The organism is Actinomadura sp. WMMB 499, assembly GCF_008824145.1.
GTDB lineage: Bacteria > Actinomycetota > Actinomycetes > Streptosporangiales > Streptosporangiaceae > Spirillospora.
In genome coordinates this window covers 544,569-562,620 of the sequence record NZ_CP044407.1, presented here as the reverse complement: position 1 = coordinate 562,620, position 18,052 = coordinate 544,569, and the positions used below count along the sequence as shown (strand labels likewise).

General features: G+C 72.2%; 14 protein-coding genes. 4 read left to right on the top strand and 10 right to left on the bottom strand.

Going from position 1 to position 18,052, the window contains the following annotated elements; genetic code table 11:
* Nucleotides 1-6 precede the first annotated feature (6 nt).
* A complete protein-coding gene (locus F7P10_RS02645; RefSeq protein WP_151007919.1) occupies nucleotides 7-591 on the top strand; it encodes a TetR family transcriptional regulator in 585 nt (194 codons plus the stop codon).
* On the opposite strand, the gene F7P10_RS45280 is transcribed toward F7P10_RS02645, so the two are convergent.
* Nucleotides 560-706: a hypothetical protein gene (locus tag F7P10_RS45280; RefSeq protein WP_368077451.1), complete on the bottom strand. Its 147-nt coding sequence runs from the start codon at nucleotides 704-706 to the stop codon at nucleotides 560-562. The two genes, F7P10_RS02645 and F7P10_RS45280, sit on opposite strands and share 32 nt — an antisense overlap.
* Before the next feature lie 472 nt (nucleotides 707-1,178).
* Between F7P10_RS45280 and F7P10_RS02635 the strand changes: the two genes are divergently transcribed.
* Both F7P10_RS02635 and F7P10_RS02630 read left to right on the top strand, forming a co-directional pair.
* On the top strand, nucleotides 1,179-1,940 hold the full coding sequence (locus F7P10_RS02635; RefSeq protein WP_218040342.1) for a FadR/GntR family transcriptional regulator: 762 nt from the start codon (nucleotides 1,179-1,181) through the stop codon (nucleotides 1,938-1,940).
* A 91-nt stretch (nucleotides 1,941-2,031) separates the two neighbouring features.
* Nucleotides 2,032-4,236 (top strand): DUF4132 domain-containing protein, encoded by a 2,205-nt coding sequence (locus F7P10_RS02630; RefSeq protein ID WP_151007917.1) that lies wholly within the window; start codon nucleotides 2,032-2,034, stop codon nucleotides 4,234-4,236.
* A gap of 30 nt (nucleotides 4,237-4,266) precedes the next feature.
* Here F7P10_RS02630 and F7P10_RS02625 read toward each other — a convergent pair whose 3' ends face one another.
* From F7P10_RS02625 to F7P10_RS02585, 9 genes are all read right to left on the bottom strand, one after another.
* Nucleotides 4,267-5,235, bottom strand: a complete 969-nt coding sequence (locus F7P10_RS02625; protein ID WP_151007916.1) for an ArsA family ATPase — start codon at nucleotides 5,233-5,235, stop codon at nucleotides 4,267-4,269.
* Nucleotides 5,226-5,483 carry a cory-CC-star protein gene (locus F7P10_RS02620; protein WP_132046568.1) on the bottom strand — a complete coding sequence of 86 codons (258 nt, stop codon included), beginning with the start codon at nucleotides 5,481-5,483 and terminating at the stop codon, nucleotides 5,226-5,228. Before F7P10_RS02620 ends, F7P10_RS02625 begins: the two co-directional genes overlap by 10 nt.
* Nucleotides 5,480-7,180 (bottom strand): carbon starvation protein A, encoded by a 1,701-nt coding sequence (locus F7P10_RS02615; protein WP_151007915.1) that lies wholly within the window; start codon nucleotides 7,178-7,180, stop codon nucleotides 5,480-5,482. The genes F7P10_RS02620 and F7P10_RS02615 overlap by 4 nt, the downstream gene beginning before the upstream one ends.
* Nucleotides 7,181-7,470: 290 nt before the next feature.
* A complete protein-coding gene (locus tag F7P10_RS02610) occupies nucleotides 7,471-11,022 on the bottom strand; it encodes a WD40 repeat domain-containing serine/threonine protein kinase (protein WP_151007914.1) in 3,552 nt (1,183 codons plus the stop codon).
* A gap of 108 nt (nucleotides 11,023-11,130) precedes the next feature.
* Nucleotides 11,131-11,691, bottom strand: coding sequence for an HtaA domain-containing protein (locus tag F7P10_RS02605; protein ID WP_254716718.1), 561 nt, complete (start codon nucleotides 11,689-11,691; stop codon nucleotides 11,131-11,133).
* Complete coding sequence (locus F7P10_RS02600) at nucleotides 11,691-12,941, bottom strand: cytochrome P450 (RefSeq protein WP_151007912.1); 1,251 nt, start codon at nucleotides 12,939-12,941, stop codon at nucleotides 11,691-11,693. The genes F7P10_RS02605 and F7P10_RS02600 overlap by 1 nt, the downstream gene beginning before the upstream one ends.
* A gap of 20 nt (nucleotides 12,942-12,961) precedes the next feature.
* Complete coding sequence (locus F7P10_RS02595; protein WP_151007911.1) at nucleotides 12,962-13,990, bottom strand: ABC transporter substrate-binding protein; 1,029 nt, start codon at nucleotides 13,988-13,990, stop codon at nucleotides 12,962-12,964.
* 22 nt (nucleotides 13,991-14,012) lie between these two features.
* On the bottom strand, nucleotides 14,013-15,761 hold the full coding sequence (locus F7P10_RS02590) for an iron ABC transporter permease (RefSeq protein WP_151007910.1): 1,749 nt from the start codon (nucleotides 15,759-15,761) through the stop codon (nucleotides 14,013-14,015).
* Complete coding sequence (locus tag F7P10_RS02585) at nucleotides 15,758-16,912, bottom strand: ABC transporter ATP-binding protein (RefSeq protein WP_151007909.1); 1,155 nt, start codon at nucleotides 16,910-16,912, stop codon at nucleotides 15,758-15,760. Before F7P10_RS02585 ends, F7P10_RS02590 begins: the two co-directional genes overlap by 4 nt.
* 110 nt (nucleotides 16,913-17,022) lie before the next feature.
* Between F7P10_RS02585 and F7P10_RS02580 the strand changes: the two genes are divergently transcribed.
* Nucleotides 17,023-17,904 (top strand): PaaX family transcriptional regulator C-terminal domain-containing protein, encoded by an 882-nt coding sequence (locus F7P10_RS02580; RefSeq protein ID WP_176611270.1) that lies wholly within the window; start codon nucleotides 17,023-17,025, stop codon nucleotides 17,902-17,904.
* Nucleotides 17,905-18,052 lie beyond the last annotated feature (148 nt).

Genomic DNA, 18,052 nt, shown 5'->3' with positions numbered 1-18,052 from the left:
GAGACTATGTCTCATAGTGAAGCGGACGGCCTGCAGATGCGCAAGAGGCGGGCGACGGCGGCGCGGATCGCCGCGTCCGCGGCACGGTTGGCGGGCGAGAACGGTCTGGCCGGCGCGACGGTCGAGCAGATCGCGGCGGACGCCGAGGTGGCCCGGGCGACGTTCTTTCGGTACTACGCCACCAAGGAGAGCGCGGTCGCCGAGGGCATCACGGGGCCGTGGCTGGAGCTGATCACCGAGGCGATCTCGCGGCAGCCTCCGCACGTGCCCGCGTTCGAGGCGATCATCGCGGCGTTCGACGAACTGGCCGAGGGGTTCGTCCCGCATCTGCCGCGGATCGACGAGTTGACGCGGCTCACCCGTTCGTCTGCCACTCTGGACGCCTGGACGCTGCACGCCTACCGCCGCTATGAGCACGCCATCGCCGAGGCGATCGCGGCGCGCTTTCCCGACCCGTCCCCGGACGACATGCGGCCCCGGGTGACGGCCGCGCTGACGATGGCGGCCGTCCGGATCGCGCTGGAGAATTGGACTGCCCACGGCGGTTCACTTCCCGTGCTCATCCGCCAGGCCCTGGCGGCCCGGCCGTGACTCGCTCGCAGGTGGTCCTTCCGCCGTTGATGCCGATGACCCGTCCGGTGATGTAGCCGGCTTCGTCCCTCACCAGGTGCGCGCATGCCGCGGCGACGTCCTTGGGCAGTCCCACCCGGCGGACGGGTGTCGCCGACTCCTTCGCCGAGGAAGCCGCGGGATTCGGACCTGCGCAGCATGGGGGTGTCGACGAACCCCGGGGGGATGGTGTTGACGGCGGTGACCGCGTCGTCGAGGCTTTCGTGATCGATGGGTCGACCGGTGTCGGGTGTTGCGGGGCCGCGTCCGCGTCGAGGCTCGCCGACCTCCAGGGAGCCGGACGCGACGGAGGGGTACGCGGGGCGGCCGGCGACCATACCTTGAGAGGGCGGCGCGGCCGCCGAGCGGCACCGGCGGGCGCGCATGGGCGGCACGAGGCGGGTGCTGCCCGGCTACACGGGCGTTTCGCCCTAGAAGTGGAGCACCATTATTGACTGGGCGATCAGAGAAGCCGAGATGACGATTGGTACATGCCGAGGGACCGTCCGGGGGTGCGCTGGAGGCGGCGCCCGGGACGTGCTCGGCCCGGCAGACGCGGGACGGATCAGGTGGGTGCCGACAAGCAGGACGAAGGCCGTGCTCGAGGGAAGCCGCAGCGGATCGCGGACGAGATCCGCGCGATGATCGTCAGCGGCCGGCTCGCCGAAGGTGAGTCGCTCGGGCGTGAAGCCGAGCTGGTGGAGCGGTTCGGGGTGTCGCGGCCGTCGCTGCGCGAGGCGCTGCGGCTCCTGGAGGCGGACGGCCTGGTCACGGTACTGCGCGGGGTGCGCGGCGGGGTGATCGTGCACCGGCCCGATCAGCGGATGACGGCGCGCACCGGCTCGCTGGTGCTGCGCTCGCGCAACGTGTCGCTGGCGGACGCCTTCGAGGCCCGGGCACTGCTCGAACCGCTGGCCGCGCGGGCGATCGCCGCCCGGCGCCACCGCCGTACCGCCGTCGCCGAGCTGCGCGCCCTGGTCGATCAGCAGGAGGCGGCCATCGACGATCCGGAGCGGTTCGCGGTGGTCAACGCGCTCTTCCACGAGCGGCTGGTGTCACTCGGGGGCAATCGCACCATGGCGATCGTCATCGAGATGCTCAACGAGATCGTCGTCCGGTCCGTCGCCTCCGTGAGCGGGACCGGCGACGCCGCGGGGTCGCTCGCGACGCGGCGGCGCGGGCTCCGCTCGCAGCGGCGTCTCCTGGAGCTCCTCGAATCCGGGGACCCCGCCGCCGAGGAGCATTGGCGTGCGCACATGGCCGCGGTCGGACGGATCTTGCTGGGGCAGGAGGCGTCGCGGGTGGTGGATCTGCTGGTCCGCGACTCCTGACCCGCGCGCCCGCGACCCGTGAGGTCCGCCTTGCGGTTCCGGGATCTGCTCGTGTGGGAACCGGCGAGGGACGGGGGGCGTCTGTTCGATCATGAAGATTCCGGCTCCGCCCGAAGCCGCCGCCGATTCGCTGCCCGGCGTGCTCGTCGCGCCCGCTTGGACCCGCGCGTCCGAGGTTTCGGCACCTGTCACCGTCCCCGGCCTGTCGACCCCGGACGAGGTCACGATCCACTGGACGGACGGCGCGCACGAGGCTTGGGCCGGGGCCGACATCAAGGAGTGGGCCGGCCGCTACGGTGTCGCGCCGGGATGGGACCGGGTCTGGCGTCCCGGCGACTGGCGCGACAGCGGAATCGTTCTCCCCCTGATGTTCGCGCAGGCTCCCCTGGAGATCGTGGAGCCCTTGCTCGCCGAGTGGGACACCACCGACACGCAGCGGGTCGGCAACGCGATCAAGCGGACGGTGGCCCGGTTCGGGACGCGGGTCTATCCGCAACTGCTGGTCGGCGCCAGGAACAACTCCCGGTCCTACGGCGAGTTTCTTCTGCCGTTCCGCAGTGCCGAGGTCGCCGCGCTCATGGCGGACTGGTTCACGCGTACCAAAGCAATGCGCAAGGTCGCGGCCGCGTGGCTGGAATGGCACGGCACCGGCGCCGCACGGCTGCTGGTGCCCGCCGCGCTCGGTGCGGCGGGGCCGGCCCGGCAGGCGGCCGAGGCCGCGCTGCGGCACATCGCCGCCGTCCACGACGGCGAGACGGTGTCGGCCGCCGCCCGCGAGTACGGCGACCGGGCCGCCGCCGCGCTGGAGGCGTTCCTGGCCACCGATCCCCTCGACGTCGTCCCGCCGGCCGTTCCCGCGACGCCCGATTGGCTGGACCCCGCCGCGCTCCCGCCCGTCCTGCTGCGCGAGCGGAGCGCCCGCCTGCCGGACGCCTCGGTCGCGCACGTGCTCACGATCCTGGCCCTGTCGCCGCTCGACACCCCGCACGCGGGCCTGCGGGTCGTTCGCGACACCTGCGATCCGGCGTCGCTGGCCGCGTTCTCCTGGGCGGTCTTCCAGGCGTGGGAGGCGAACGTCATGCCGGCGCGGACGAACTGGGCGTTCACCCAGCTCGGCCTGCTCGGCGACGACGACGCCGCGCGCGACCTCACCCCCCTCCTGCGCAGGTGGCCGGGCGAGGGCGGGCACGCGCGCGCCGTCACCGGCCTGGACGTGCTCACCGCCATCGGCACCGACACCGCGCTCACCTGCCTCGACCAGATCGCGCAGCGGGTCCGGTACAAGGGGCTGAAGGCGCAGGCCCGGGAACGGATCGACCGGATCGCCGAGCAGCGCGGCCTCACCGCCGAGCGGCTCGCCGACCGGCTCGTCCCCACGTTCGACCTGGAGGCAGGCGGCGCCCTCACCCTCGACTACGGGCCCCGCACGTTCGCGATCGTCTTCGACGAGGGGCTCAAGCCGCAGGTCACCGATCAGGCGGGCAAGCACCGCACGTCCCTGCCCAAGCCCGGCGCGAAGGACGATCCCGAGCTGGCGCCCGCCGCCTACCAGAGGTTCTCGCGGCTGAGGAAGGACGTCCGCACGGTCGCGTCCGGTCTGGTCCACCGGCTCGAGCGCGCCATGGTCGACGGCCGACGGTGGAGCGCGGAGGAGTACACCGACCAGTTCGTTCGCCATCCGCTGACGTGGCACCTCGCCCGCCGGCTGGTCTGGAGCGCGGTCACCGACGGGGGAACGCGGACGTTCCGTCTCGCCGAGGATCGCACCCTCGCGGACGCCGCCGACGACGCGTTCGTCCTTCCCGGCGACGCCCGGATCGGCATCGCGCACCCCGTCGGCCTCGGCGACGAGATCGCGGCCTGGCGGCAGGTCTTCGCCGACTACGAGATCCTGCAGCCGTTCCCGCAACTCGGCCGGGAGATCCACCGTCTCACCGGGGCGGAGGCGAAGGGCCGCCGGCTCGAACGGTTCGAGGGCCTGACCGTCCCGACGGGGGTGATCCTCGGGCTGACGAACCGGGGCTGGGAGCGCGGCGACCCGCAGGACGCGGGCATCGAGCACGCCTTCCTGCGCCCCCTGCCCGAGAGCCGGTACGCGCTGCTCGGTCTCGACCCCGGCTTCGTCGCGGCCGAGACGCACGCGTTCGACGAGCACACGCTCGTGGACGTCTTCGTGTCGGACGATCGGCACGGGTCGGTGTCCGGAGGCGGGGTCCGGCTCGGTGATCTCGATGAGGTCACGGCGTCCGAACTGCTCCGCGACCTGACCGTCCTGGAAGACGCCGCCGAGTCCTGAACCGCGCCCGGTCGTGGGCCGTACGGAAACTCAGGGAGCGGAGGGGCCGAGCCGGTCGGCCAGCGCGGCGAGCGCCTCCGCGCCCACCAGATCCCCCGGCAGGAGCGGCACGTCGAGCAACGGTACGTCCGGGACCCGCTCCCGCAGCCGGACCAGGTGCCTGTCCTCCTGCTCCCGGCGCCGGGCGAGCAACTCCCCGGCATCGGCCGGGGAACGGCGGTTGGCGACGAGTGCGGCCACGTCGACGCCGAGGCCGGTGAGCTTCTCGTGCACCTCCACGGTCTCGGCGATCGGGAGGAGCTCGGCGGTCAGCACGATCACGAAGCCGGTCCGCGCCGGGTCCGCCACCGCATCGCGCAGCCGGGAGAAGCGGTCGCGGCGGCGTACCAGGAGCCGGCGCAGCTCGGCGTCCCGGTCGGTCTCCTCGCCGCCGCCGAGACCGCGGACGGCGGCGCCGAACCGCTCGGACCGGTCGCGGTTGGCGAGCAGGGTCTCGGTCCAGGAGGTGAGCTGCTCGGGCAGCGCGAGCAGCCGCAGCGTGTGGCCGGACGGGGCAGTGTCGAAGACGACCAGGTCGTAGTCCTTCTCCCCGCGCTCCACCGCCTCGGCGATCCGCTCCAGCACCGCCGATTCGTGGGTGCCGGGGGCCTGCCGGGCCAGCTCCAGGTGCCGGGCGGCCGGTGCGTGCATCCGCTCGGGGAGCAGCCGCCGCATCGTTCCGGCGACCGCGGACAGGTGCTGCTCGACCGTGCGCTCCGGGTCGATCTCCAGCCCGTCGACGTGTCCCGCCCCGGGGCCGGTGAGGCGCACGGGCTCGTCGCCCACCGGGCGGTCCCAGAGGTGGCCGAGGTTGTGGGCGGGGTCGGTGGAGACGAGCAGCACGCGGGCGCCCGCCCTGGCACGGCCCAGGGCGAGCGCTGCGGCGATGGACGTCTTGCCGACCCCGCCCTTGCCGCCGACGAAGACGACCCGGCGCGCGGCGATGAGGTCTAGCAGCACCCGACATGCTCCAGCGGCGAGCGGTCCATGCCCATCCGGCGGTGCCAGGCGTGGAAGTCCTCGTAGAGGGCGGGCATCAGCTCGGCGGTGTAGTACGCCGCCGGGTCGGGCACGCCCAGTGCCTCCGCGAGGACGACCATCCGGAAGAGGTCGTCCTCCTCGCGCCGTGCGCGGGCGAAGGTACGCCGGTAGGGGCCGGCGTAGAACTCCTCCAGCCCGGCACGGAACGAGGCCCAGCGGGATGTCATCCCTTCAGCTCGGCCTTCTCCGTCACATCGGCGTCAGGGGCCTCCGGCGGCTCCCGGGACGCCCGCCGCATCGCGACGACCGCTTCGAAAGCGACCCACACGGCGGCGACGATGATGACGACGTCGATGGTCAGCAGCAACCAGTCGTCGGCGTCGTAGAGGTCGCCGAGCTGGGCGAGCGCGGCCCAGAACGCCATCACGAACACGACCACGAGCGGCACGATCGCGGGCAGCGGGTTGCGCCGCTTGCGGATCAGCATGACCGCGACGATGGACAGCGTCAGGGAGGCGAGCAGCTGGTTGCTGGTGCCGAACAGCGGCCAGATACGGAGGCCGCCGGCGCCGTCGGCGCCCTGGCTGAAGGTGAGCGCCATACCGGCGGCGAGCGCGATGAGGGTGCCCACGCCATTGTTGATCTTCAATTTCGCGACCTCGCCGGCCTCCTGGACGACGAAGCGCAGCAGGCGCACGCCGGTGTCCATGGTGGTGGCGGCGAACAGGATCGCCATGGTGGCCAGGATCGTCGAGCTCAGCGAGGCCGGCAGGCCCAGGCCGCTGTTGACGATCTCGCCGCCGCCCGCGACGAACGCACCGACGCCGCCCTCGCCGAAGGCGCTGTAGACGGCCTCCCAGTCGGCCAGGGTGCGGTAGCCCGCGACGGCCGCGATGATCGCGCCGAGTGCGAGCATGCCCTCGCCGACCGCGCCGAAGTAGCCGACGAAGCGGGCGTCGGTCTCCTTGTCCAGCTGCTTCGAGGAGGTGCCCGAGGAGACCATGCCGTGGAAGCCGGAGATCGCGCCGCACGCGATGGTGACGAAGAGCAGCGGCACGAGGCCCGGGGTGCCCGCGGGCACCGCGTCGTTGATGGCCGGGGCGACGACCGTCGGGGCGCTCAGCAGCACGGCGGCGAACAGGATGCCGAGCCCGACGAAGAGCTGCACGCCGTTGATGTAGTCGCGCGGCTGGAGCAGCACCCACACGGGCAGCATGGAGGCGATGCCGGCGTAGATGAAGAGGGCGATGATCCAGAACGTCGCCGGGGACATGCCCAAGATCGGGTCGGGCAGCTCCACCGGGACGGCGTCACCGAGGAGGATCAGGCCGTAGAGCGCCGCGACGCCGAGCACCGTGACCAGGCCGAGACCCATCTTGAAGCGGTAGACGGCCTGGCCGACCAGCAGCGCCACCGCGACCGCGCCCCAGGCGGGGATCACCGCCGACGGGGTGGAGATCAGCAGGTTCTTGATGACCACCGCGAAGGCCGCGACGACCATCAGGAGCAGCAGGAAGATCACGACGAGGAAGAGGTTCGCGCCCCGGCGGCCGATGTAGCGGCCGGAGAGCGTGCCCATCGAGCGGCCCTTGTTGCGCGCGGAGGCCCACAGGGCGCCGAGGTCGTGCATGCCCGCGAAGAAGACCGTGCCGAGGGTGACCCACAGGAACGCGGGCACCCAGCCCCAGATCACGGCGATCGCGGGCCCGACGATCGGAGCCGCGCCCGCGACCGAGGTGAAGTGGTGCCCCCACAGCACGAACTTGTTGGTCGGGACGTAGTCCACGCCGTCCCGCAGTTCGTGTGCGGGCGTCTCGAAGGACGTGTCGAGCTTGTAGATCCGGTTGCCCAGGAACTTCGAGTACAGGAGGTAACCGGCCGCGAAGATCGCTAGGCCGATCAGGAGCAGCGGTAGTGCGTTCATGCGAGGTGCTCTCCGGGGGGTGGGGGGTGGAGCCGCTGACCTGCACGGGATGCGGATCCGGCAGGCACGGGCGGCGGGGGCGGCGGGGCGTGGCCCTCCTCGATCGAGGGAGGCCGGCGGCCGGACCGGAAAACCGGTTGCTTACGCCCTTTTTGCATAATTCGGCAGCGTACCCGGACACGGTGTGTGCTGCGCTGGGGCGGAGCCGACCGGTCGTGTCCACCCCCGGGAGGTCGCTGGTTCGACACCGGTGCCGCGGCGCGGTGTCCGGTTCGGTGTACCGTCCGTGATCACTTCGACCGCGGTGCCGCGGTCGGTTCGATTTCCGGGGCGCGGGCCGCCAACTCCCAGTCGAGTTCCCAGACCCGGACCTCGTGCTCGCCGTCGGAGGTCGCCACCAGAGTGCCGTCCGGGCTGAGGGCGAGCGCGCCCCCACCCTTGTGGCCGTCCAGGATGCGGACAGAGCGTCCCGTGGCGATCTCCCAGATGTGGACTTCGGGTCTCCAGCCGGCCGCGACCGCGAAGCGGCCGTCAGGGGTGACCTTGAGCCTGAACGCCTCCTGCGGCACGGGGGAGAAGGTTCGCACGAGGTTTCCCGTCGACGCGTCCCACAGGTGGACGCGGCTCAGCCAGGGGCCGCCGGGCCGGGAGGGTTTCTCCGGGCCCCCACCGGCGAGGATGAACGAGCCGTCGGGAGTCATGCAGACCGATCTGACTTCCTTCGATTCGGGCCGCAGCGCCAGCAGGCAGCGACCGTCGGCCAGGTCCCAGAGTCTGACGAGCGCGGGCTCCTGCGAATGCGGGTCCCGGTGGCCGTCGTTTCCGGCCGACAGGAACCGGCGGTTCTCAGCATCGATCCAGAGCCCGGTGACGGGAAACGGGCCGGGCATGACACGCAGGCACTTCCCGGTGGGGACGTCCCAGAGCCGGATGCTCCCCTCGACCCCGTGGGCCACCAGCGCCAGGCGCCCGTCGCCGCTGAGGACTTTCTGGTGCGCCTTGGGGATGGGGACGACGTTCACGCACCTGCCGGTCTCGGTCTCCCAGACCCTGATCTCGTCGTCGGCCCCGAGAGAGGTGATGTGGGCGCCGTCATGGCTGAAGCGCAGGACGCCGACCCCGGGCCGGCCGCACTCGATGGATCCGACCGGGGCGCCCGTGGACAGTTCCCGGATGTCGATCCGCCCGTCCCTGGAGGCGGACGCCAGCAGGCGACCGTTCCGGCTGACGTCGAGGGCCATGCCGCCGCCGGGCGGCAGCCTCCAGGCGATCCAGGTGCTGCGAATGCCGACGCGGGCCGTGCGGCGGCTCAGTTCCTTCCACTGTTCGAGGACGCGCGGCAGCCGTTCGCAGCCCGGTATCGCCCTGGCCTCCCGCAACGCCTCCAGAGACCGGGCGTGGGCGCCGGCGCCCATCGCCGCCCGCGCCTCCGCCAGCAGGGAGTCCAGCCGGGATTCGAGCTCGGAGACCTCGCCGTGGCCGCGCGGACGGCTCACCCGCAGCGCGGCCTCGAACCGGCCCGGCAGCCGCCACGTTCGTATCGTCCCGTCCAGGGACGCCGACCTCGCCGAGACGCCGTCGGGGTCCAGCCGAACAGCGCCCACCCTCTCCCGATGGCCCGTGAAGGTGCGCAGGCAGCGGCCGTTCGCCAGGTCCCAGTACGACACGGCCCCGTCCCAGCTTCCGATCAGGGCGAAGCGCGCGTCCTCGCTCAAGGCGACCGCCGTGACGTGCCGCCCCTCCGGCAGCGTCAGGCGGCCCAGCATCCGGCCGGACGCCGACTCCCGGACGCGGAGCGTGCGTTCCGCATCGGCCGTGACCACGGTGCGGTCGCCCGGTCCGAACCGCACGAACGAGCAGTCCCGGCCATCGACCTCCCAGACGGTGCGGCCGCCCTCCAGGTCCCACAGCCGCACGGCGCCGTCGTCCCTCCCGCCGTAACAGGTCAGCGCCCGGTCGCCGGTGGCGCTGAGCTCGAGATGCGAGGCCCCGTCGTGCCCGTCGATGGTCGTCCTCGGGCCCGCGCGGTCGAAGTCCCAGACCTGGATCCGGCCGTCCGCCTCGACCCACGCGACCACGGCTCCGTCGGCGCTGAGCCGGGCCGGGGAGGACGCGCTGTTGAGCTCGGGCGAATGCGGCGGGATGTAGAGGCGGTGGGCGATGCGCCCCTCGCGCCTCTCCGCTTCCTCGCGCTCCCGCCGCCGCCGCTCTCCCAGACCCCGCGTCCACGGGGTGACCGCGCCGACGGCCAGGCAGGCTCCCGACGCGAGGTCCCAGAGCCGGACGGTTCCGTCCCACGACGCCGAGACCGCCCGCCGGCCGTCGGCGCTCATGTCGACGGAGGTCACCCTGTCACCGTGACCGTGCAGGGTGCGCGACTCCCGCCCGTCCGCCGCGTCCCAGAACCGGACGCCGTGGTCCTCGCCGGGGGTCAGCGACAGCCTCCAGTCGGCGCTCATGCGGATCTCGTGGCCGGCGGGCGCCCGGCCGCGGGGGCGCCAGGGAACCCGCCGCGTCTCGACGCAGCCCGCGTGGACGATCCCGCCGCCCCGCAGCGTCCGCAGCAGATGCCGGGCCTCCTGGTGGCCCTCCTGCTCAGGGCGGACGGCCTCCAGCAGTGCACGGGCGGCCGTCAGGTCGCCGCGCTCCATCTCCACGAGTGCGCGCGGGAGCACTCCCTGATCGGGGTCGTCGAGTTCTCGGTCCAGGCGGTCCAGCAGAAAGAGGAGCCGCTCGTCGGTGATCTCTCCGCGCCGCCAGCGCAGCAGCCCGCTGTTGAAGTTCGCGCGGGGATGGTGCGGGTCGGCCCGTAGCGCCGCCGCGAGCGCCCGGTCCGCCTCACCCGGACGGCCGAGGTCGAGAAGCGAGAGGGCACGGTTGTTCAGCTCGTCCGCGCGCAGGTCGGCGACCGTCGGGACGCGCCTGGGATGGGCCCGGCCGGTGGCCCGCAGATAACTCTCCCGGAGCGAGCCGGCGACGGCGGCCATGGGGCCGGGCCGTGCCCCGGGGGCGGCGCGAAGGCAGGCCCGCAGAAGTTCGGCGACGTCGGCGGGGATCTCGGGGGCATCGGCCGCCGCGGTGGCGAGGTGGTCTTCCAGCGCCTCACCGGCGGCGAGCCCGACCAGCCAGTCCGGCCCCCTGGTGAACATGGCCACGATGGTGGCCGCCAGGCTGTAGATGTCGGTCGCCCGCCCCAGCGCGCCGCCCGCCGACTGCTCGGGCGAAGCGAACTGAGGCGTCATCAGGCCGTCGTTGCGCACCGGAACGCTGACACCGGGCGGCGCGAGGCTCTCGCGGCCGCCCGTGCCGCGCGCCACCGCCAGGCCGAAATCGGTGACCTTCGCCGTCCAGCCGTCGTCCAGCAGGATGTTGGCGGGTTTCACGTCGCGGTGCACCAGGCCCATCGAGTGGGCGTGCTCCAGCCCCCACGCCATCTGCACCGCGAGGTCGAGGATCCTCGCGAGCACGTCCCGTGGGGGCCCCGAGTAGAGGCTCCCGTCCGCGATGCGGCCGTCGAGGCTCCCCCCGGAGACGTATTCGGCGAAGACCGTCGGGACCGCGTCGATGGTGCGGACGTAGTGGCACCCGCACACGTTCGGGTGCAGACCGAGGCCGACCCACGTCTCGGCCTCGGCCGTGAACCGCTCGCGGTCGGCCCCGGCGCCGAACATCTCCCGCCGGGGGACCTTCACCGCCAGGTCGCGACCCCATTCGCGATGGCGCACCTGGTAGACGACGCCCATCCCGCCCCGGCCGAGTTCGCGGACGACCTCGTACCGGCCCTCGACCACCCGGCCGGGCCGCCAGACGGGTTCCGGTCCGTCCTCGCGTTCCTCGGTCACGGTCGAACTCCCCCTGCCCGTCCCGCCGTTTAACAGACGCGAGTGTACATTGGTGGGATGGGCTTCTGCGGCGGCGCGGCAGGCCGCGTGGTCCACCGCGCGTGCGCGTCAGCCGGGCGGCAGCCTCAGTTCGGCGTCGTCGAACGGCTCGCCCGCCGGGTAGGTGTCGTCGAACAGGGACCGTGCGGCGCCGGAGAGCGAGGTCGCGAAGCGCCGGGTGACGGCCCGGCCGTCGCGCCGGTCGGCGCCGGCGAGGCGGCAGTCCATGAAGGGGACCCGGGTCCACCGGCCCTCCTGCCAGGTCTCGACGCTCATCACCCAGGCGCCCTCATCGGACGTTTCGAAACGCGGGTCGCAGACGGTCACGTCGAGCATTCCGGCGTGGGCGCGGAAGCGGACGGCGCCTCGGAACCGGTGCGATCCCCGCGTGCCGTCGTGCGCCGAGGAGGGATCGGGGGAGAAGTAGAACCGGCCGTCGAGGAGGCGCCCCGAGCCCGGTTCCACCTGGACCTCGGTGTCGGGGAGCGCCGCGAGGTACGACAGCAGGCTCGACTTCACCCCCCACACCAGCCCCAGGTCCCGGTACACGATGTCCGGCCGGGCGTGGGGCGGCACGTCCTCGGGCGCCGCCTGCCGCCCGAGGCCCGTCGGCCTGCGTGAACCCGCCATCACGCCTGCAGGGTGACGAACTCGAGCGGCACGTGGTTGGTGCCCCACTCGGCCCATTTGGCCATGCCCGGGTCTCCGGTCAGGTCGAACTCGCTGCGCGCCAGGGCCTCCTCGAGGGTGATCCGGAACATCATCCGTGCCAGCGGCGCTCCGGGGCAGGAGTGCGTGCCCCGGCCGAAGCTGATGTGGTCGGTGATGTTGGGCCGGTGCAGGACGAACCGGTCCGGCTCGTCGAAGACGCGAGGGTCGCGGTTCGCGGCGGTGTAGACGAGCGCGACGGGGTCGTCGGCCCTGATCTCCTGCCCGCCCACGACGGTGTCCCGGCGTGCCGTCCGGGCCATCCCCCGGTAGGGGTTGTAGAGCCGGAGGAACTCCTCCACGGCTGCCGGGACGTCCTCCGGGCGGGAGCGGAGATGTTCTTGCAGCTCCCGGTCCCGGCTCAGGTGCACGAACATGTTCCCGATGAACACGCTCGGCGCCACCATGCCCGTCACGATCAGCTGCCGCACGCAGCCGAGGACCATGCCGCCGGGCAGCCGGTCGCCGTCGTGCCGGGCTTCGATGAGGGCCATGGTCAGGTCCTCTTCGGGGTCGTATCCTCCCGCCGCGCGTTCGTCGATGATGTCCTGGGCGATCTCGTAGAGACGGCCGCTCAGCCGCTTCACCGTGTCGTGATCGAGGACCTGGATGGCGTCGACGTAGACGCCGCTGACCTTCTTGATCTCGACGCCGGTGCTCACCGAGAGGTTGAAGAACTCGGCGAAGACGTGCGCCGGGAGCTGCTGGGCGTACTGGCGGGCGACGTCGACGGTTCCCTGCGCGATGAGGGGCTCGAGGAGATCCACGACGCAGCGACGCACCGCGGGCTCCAGGCGGCGCATCCGGGGCGGGGTGAAGAAGCGGTTGATGACGCGCCGGTAGCTGGTGTGCTCGGGCGGGTCGAGGTGGAGCGGGGGCCGCACGCCGGTGAAGGCGAACTTCGGGATGGCGTTCTGCTTGGTCGTCGTGAACCGGTCGATGTCGGTGATGACCTCGAGCAGTTCCCGGTAACCGAGCATCGCCCAGAACCCGCCGAAGTCCTGGCAGCGGGCGACCGGGTTCGCGGCCCGGACGTCACGGAACACCTGATGGGCGCTGTCGAACCCTTCGGGCGGCTGGGAGTCGAAGTCGTGTGCCCGGCGGCGGGACCCGACCGCGGTCGAGTCCGCGCCGCCGCGCCGTACACCGGACGTGGTGCGGTCGTGCTGCACGTCTGCCTTTCGTAGGGGGATCAGTTCACACCGAGCAGGGACTTCAGCTCCGCCGAGCCGCTGAGCTCGATGTCGCTGATCCGGGTGAACCCGGTCATCGCGCCGGTGTCGAAGGGGGAGATCTGCTTCGCCGTCTCGTTGAAGGCGACGTTGCCCTCCTTGCTCATGAGGTAGGCGGCCAGCAGCTTGGCGCCGGCGGGGTTCGGCGAGTTCGCGGCGAGGCCGAGACCGACCTCGGGCCCGGTCGTCGGGCTCGGCGCCGCCAGGTCGATCGGGGCGCCCCGCTCCTTGAGGACGGCGACGACCGGTTCCACACCGGGGAACCCGAGATCGGCCTCGCCCGCGGCGACCGCCTGGGTTCCGGGGACGGCGCCGCCGGAGACCTGGGGCTCGTTGGCGGCGATCTGCCGGAGGAACCCGTCGCCGTACTCCTGCCGCATCAGGCTCCAGAAGGCGATGTCGGCCGGCGAGGAGTCCGGTTCGGCCAGCAGGATCTTGCCCTTGAACTTGGGGTCGGCGTAGGCCTTCCACTCCGCGGGCGCCCGGTCCACGGCGTCGGTGTTGTAGACGAGCTTGGTCGGGACGAACGACACGATCGGCGTCGCCCCGTCGTGCGTGTAGTCCTTCTTCGGCAGCTCGTCGGCCATGGCGGGGAGGTCGGCGTCGGCGAACGAGGTGATCCAGCCCTTCTTCAGGGCGTCGTCGTAGAACGGCGAGTCCGTCAGCATGATGAGGTCGGCCCTGTTCTCGCCGCCGGACGCCTCGGTCGAGAACCGCTGCGAGAGGTCGCCCGAGACGAGACGGACGCTCTCCACCTTGACGCCGTAGCGGGCCTCGAAGTCGGACGCGATCTGGCGCAGCGCCGTCTCTTCGATCATCCCGTACAGGGTGACCGGGCCGGCGGCCTTCGCGTCGTCGACGAGCTTCTGGGTCGCCGCGTCCAGGTCGGTGGCGGGCTCGACGTCGGAGGAGCCGGAGCTCGATCCGCAGCCGCCCGCCGCGAGGGACAGGGCCACCGCGGCCGCCAGGGCCGCGAGGGTCTTCTTCATGGTCGTTCCTTTCGGGGTGGGGTCACCGTGTCTTGGCGACACCGACGCGCCTGGACAGCCAGAGCACGAGCACGAGGATCACGCCGGTGACGAGCACCAGCGCGGAGGAGAGGGCGGCCAGGGTGGCGTAGGAACCGCCGTTGAAGACCTCCAGGATGCGGAAGCCCACGACGACGTTGCCGGTGCCCGACAGCAGCGCCGACGCGGTGAGGTCGCCGACGATCCGGACGAACAGCAGCGCGAACCCGCCGACGAGCCCGGGCAGCATGAGCGGCAGCTCGACCCTGCGGAAGGTCTTCCACCGCCTGCCGCCGCTGACCTGGGAGGCCTCGCCCAGTTCCTTGCCGACCGTGGCCGCGGCCGCGTCGGAGGCGATGGACGCCTGCGGCAGGTACAGCGCGAGGTATCCGAGCAGCAGGATGAGCCAGGTGCCGCCGAGGTCGAAGGGCTCCGAACCGAGCAGCAGCAGGATGCCGACGGCGATCACCATGTGCGAGATCGACGCCGGCAGCTTGATCGCCGCGTCGACGCCCTGGACGATCCGGGTGCGGCGCTGGGCGACGTAGAGGGAGACGATCGCCGCCGCCAGGATGCCGAGGACACCGCCCACCAGGCCCAGCGTCAGCGAGTTGACGAACGCGTCGCGGGTCTGGGGGTCCTCGAACAGCGCGACGCGGAAGGCGTCGAAGTTCAGCGACGACCACTGGATGTTCGGCGTCCAGTACCCGTTCAGGGAGACCAGGAAGAGCCCGAGCATCGGCAGGACGGTCGTCACCAGCACGTAGAGCAGGACCGCGGAGCGGACCACGTGCCGCCACCGGCCCAGGTCGGTGACGGTGTGCCGGCCCGCCTTGCCGCTGATGCCGGCGAACCGGGAGTTCTTCAGGATGCGGTACTGCATGTAGTACGCGCCTCCGACGAACAGCACCACGATGGCGCTGAGGCCGATCGCGACGTCCTCGTTCGGGGGATAGCTGAAGGTGAGCAGCCTGACGATCCGCACGGGGATCATGTCGATGTCGGCCGGTGTCCCGATGATCTGCGCGATCGAGAACATTCCGAAGCCGAACCAGGTGCTGAGCAGGAACCCGGCGCCCAGCGCGGGGGCGAGGGCCGGCAGCGTCACCCGGCGCAGGGTCGTGAAGGCGCCGGCGCCGCTGACCCGGGAGGCCTGCTCGAGGCTCCCGTCCAGTCCCTGCATCGCCGCGGACACGGTCATGTAGACGTACGGGACGGCGTACACCGTGTAGACGAAGATCAGCCCGTACCAGCTGTTGATGTCGAACGGCCCGGACTCCAGCTGGACGCCGACCGCGCCGAGCGCGTCGCGAGCCCAGGCGTTGAGCAGACCGGCCTTCTCGGAGAGCAGCATCGTCCAGCCCACCGCTCCCGCGATCGGGGGGAGCAGGAAGGGCAGGTACGGGAAGATCCCGTTGAGGAATCCGAGGCGCGCGTTCGTCCGGGTGTTGGCCCAGGCCAGCAGGAAACCGACCAGCACGGCGAGCAGGCTGCTGCTCAGGACCACCGCCAGCGTGTCGAAGACGAGCTTGCCGAGGTCATCGACCGCCAGCGTCTCGGAGATCGCCTCGAAGGTGAGCCGGCCGTCCTGGTAGAACATGCGGACCAGCACCCGCAGCAGCGGGAAGCAGACCAGGACCAGGAGCACGCCGGCCAGGGCCATGGCGAAGAGGTCGAAGCCGGACCGCGGACGGCGACCGGCGCGACGCCGCCGCGCGCCCGCGCGGCGGGGGAGACCGGGGGCCGCGGTCACGCCGAGACCTCGGTGCCGGCCGGGTAGACCATCACGTCTTCCTCGGGGACGCCGATCCAGACGTCGTCGCCCTCCCGGAACTCCTCGTCCCGCCCGCCGACCCAGACGCGCGACCGCACGTCACCGGAGCGGACCAGATACTCGGTATGGGTGCCGAGGTAGAGGACCGCCACGACCCTTCCCTCCAGGCCGTTGCCGGCGGCCGGGCGCTCGCGGTGGAGCGAGCAGTGCTCGGGACGCCACAGCAGGCAGGCCTCCGCGACGCCCCGCTCGGCGGCGCGGACGGCGCCGAGCTCCGTGGTGTACGAACCGGAGGCCGCGTCCCACGTGCCGGAGAGCTCGTTGGTGTTCCCGATGAACTTGGCGACGTACTCGGTGGCGGGCCGGGCGTACACCTCGGTCGGTGTCCCGATCTGCTGGACCCGGCCCTCGTCGAGGACGGCGATCCGCGTCGCCAGCTCCATCGCCTCGGCCTGGTCGTGCGTCACGAACAGGGCCGTGAAGCCGAAGCGGCGCTGCGTCGCGAGCAGCTCGACGCGCAGCTGCTCGCGGACCTTCGCGTCGACGTTGGACAGCGGCTCGTCGAACAGGACGACGTTCGAGCCGTCGACCAGCGCGCGGGCGAGCGCCACCCGCTGCTGCTGGCCGCCGCTGAGCTGGGCGGGATACTGGTCGCCCAGCCCGCCGATGCCGACCAGCTCCAGCGTCTCCCGGACCTTGGCTGCCATCTCCTTGCGCGGCATCCGCCGGCCCCGGCGGTTCTCCAGCGGGTACCGCACGTTGCGGGCCGCGGTCATGTGGGGCCACAGGGCGTAGGACTGGAAGACCATGCTCAGCTCGCGGCGCTCGGTGGGCACGTCGACCCCCTGGGCGGCGTCGAAGACCGCCCGCCCGCCGACCAGGACCCGGCCGTCGTCCGGAGTCTCCAGGCCTGCCACGGCTCGCAGCAGGGTCGTCTTCCCGCAGCCGCTGGGGCCCAGCAGGACGACGACTTCACCGGGCTCGACGAGGAGTTCCGCCCCGTCGATGGCCGGCACGACCGAGCCGTCCCGGCGGCGGAAGTGCTTCGACAGGGCCCGGATCTCGACGGCGTAGTCTCCCGAGCGTGCCGGTGCTTCAGGCACGTTACTGCCCGCGGTTGTTGCCTGCATCACCCGATTGTGTGGCAGAATTTGGCCGACCGTCAAGAGTTCGCGATGTATTCGGGGTGGAGGAGAGGCGCGGCATGTGGCCGGATCTCGAGAGCTTGCGCTGTGCCGTGGTGGAAGGCCCGCGGGGGCGCCAACTGCTGATCACGCTGATGGCCGACTACTGGCTCGCGCGGGACGCGGTGGTCCCCTCGGGCGCGGTCGTCGAGCTCATGGACGACATGGGCGTGAGCTCCTCGGGAACGCGGACGCTCCTGAGTCGGCTCACCCGCGAGGGCCGCCTCCAATCGGTGAAGGAAGGGCGCCGAACCTTCTACGCCCTGTCACAGCAGGCCTTCACCCGGCTGTCCACCGGGTTCGAGACGATCCGCCGCTTCGGCGTCGACGAGGCGCACGCCCCCGACGCGCCCTGGCTGATCCTCATGTTCTCCATCCCCGAAGAACAGCGGGCCCTCCGCCAGCAGCTCCGCAGAGGCCTGGCCTGGTTGGGCTTCTCGCCGCTGTACGACGGCGTATGGATCACCCCGCGCCCCGTGGAGCAGCAGGCCATCGGCCTGTGCCGCAAGCTCGGTGTGGAATCCGCGAGCATCGCCACCGGCTCGATCGAGGCGATCGGGCGGAGTCACGGACGCCCCACCGACGCGTGGGACCTGCCGCTGACGCAGGGGCTGTACCAGGCGTTCGCCGGGCACCTCGCCTCGCCTCTGGAGCGGCTGTCCGCCGGTGCGATGGCCGCGGACGAGGCGCTCCGGCTCCGCACCGAGATCATGAACATCTGGCGCGGCTTCCCCAAGTTCGACCCGGGGCTGCCCGAGCGCGAACTCCCGGCCGGATGGCCCCGCGCGGCCGCTCGCACCGCCTTCGCGGGGCTCTACGACGGGGCCGCGAAGCTGGCGGGCGACCATGTGCGCGAGGTCGTCGCCCGCCACTCGCCCGCCCACCTCGACCATGTCGCCGAGCGCCTGATCGATCCGGACCGGCGGCGGGCCGGTTGACGAACGGCGCGCAGCGTCCGGACGCCGCCCCGGTCCGGGACGCCCGCCGCGCACCCGGCGGTCCGTCAGGCCTCCCGTGGACCGTCCGCGGGCCGGACCCGCTCGTCCGCGGCGACGTCACCGCGCGGGAGCGGCGGAACGACCCGGC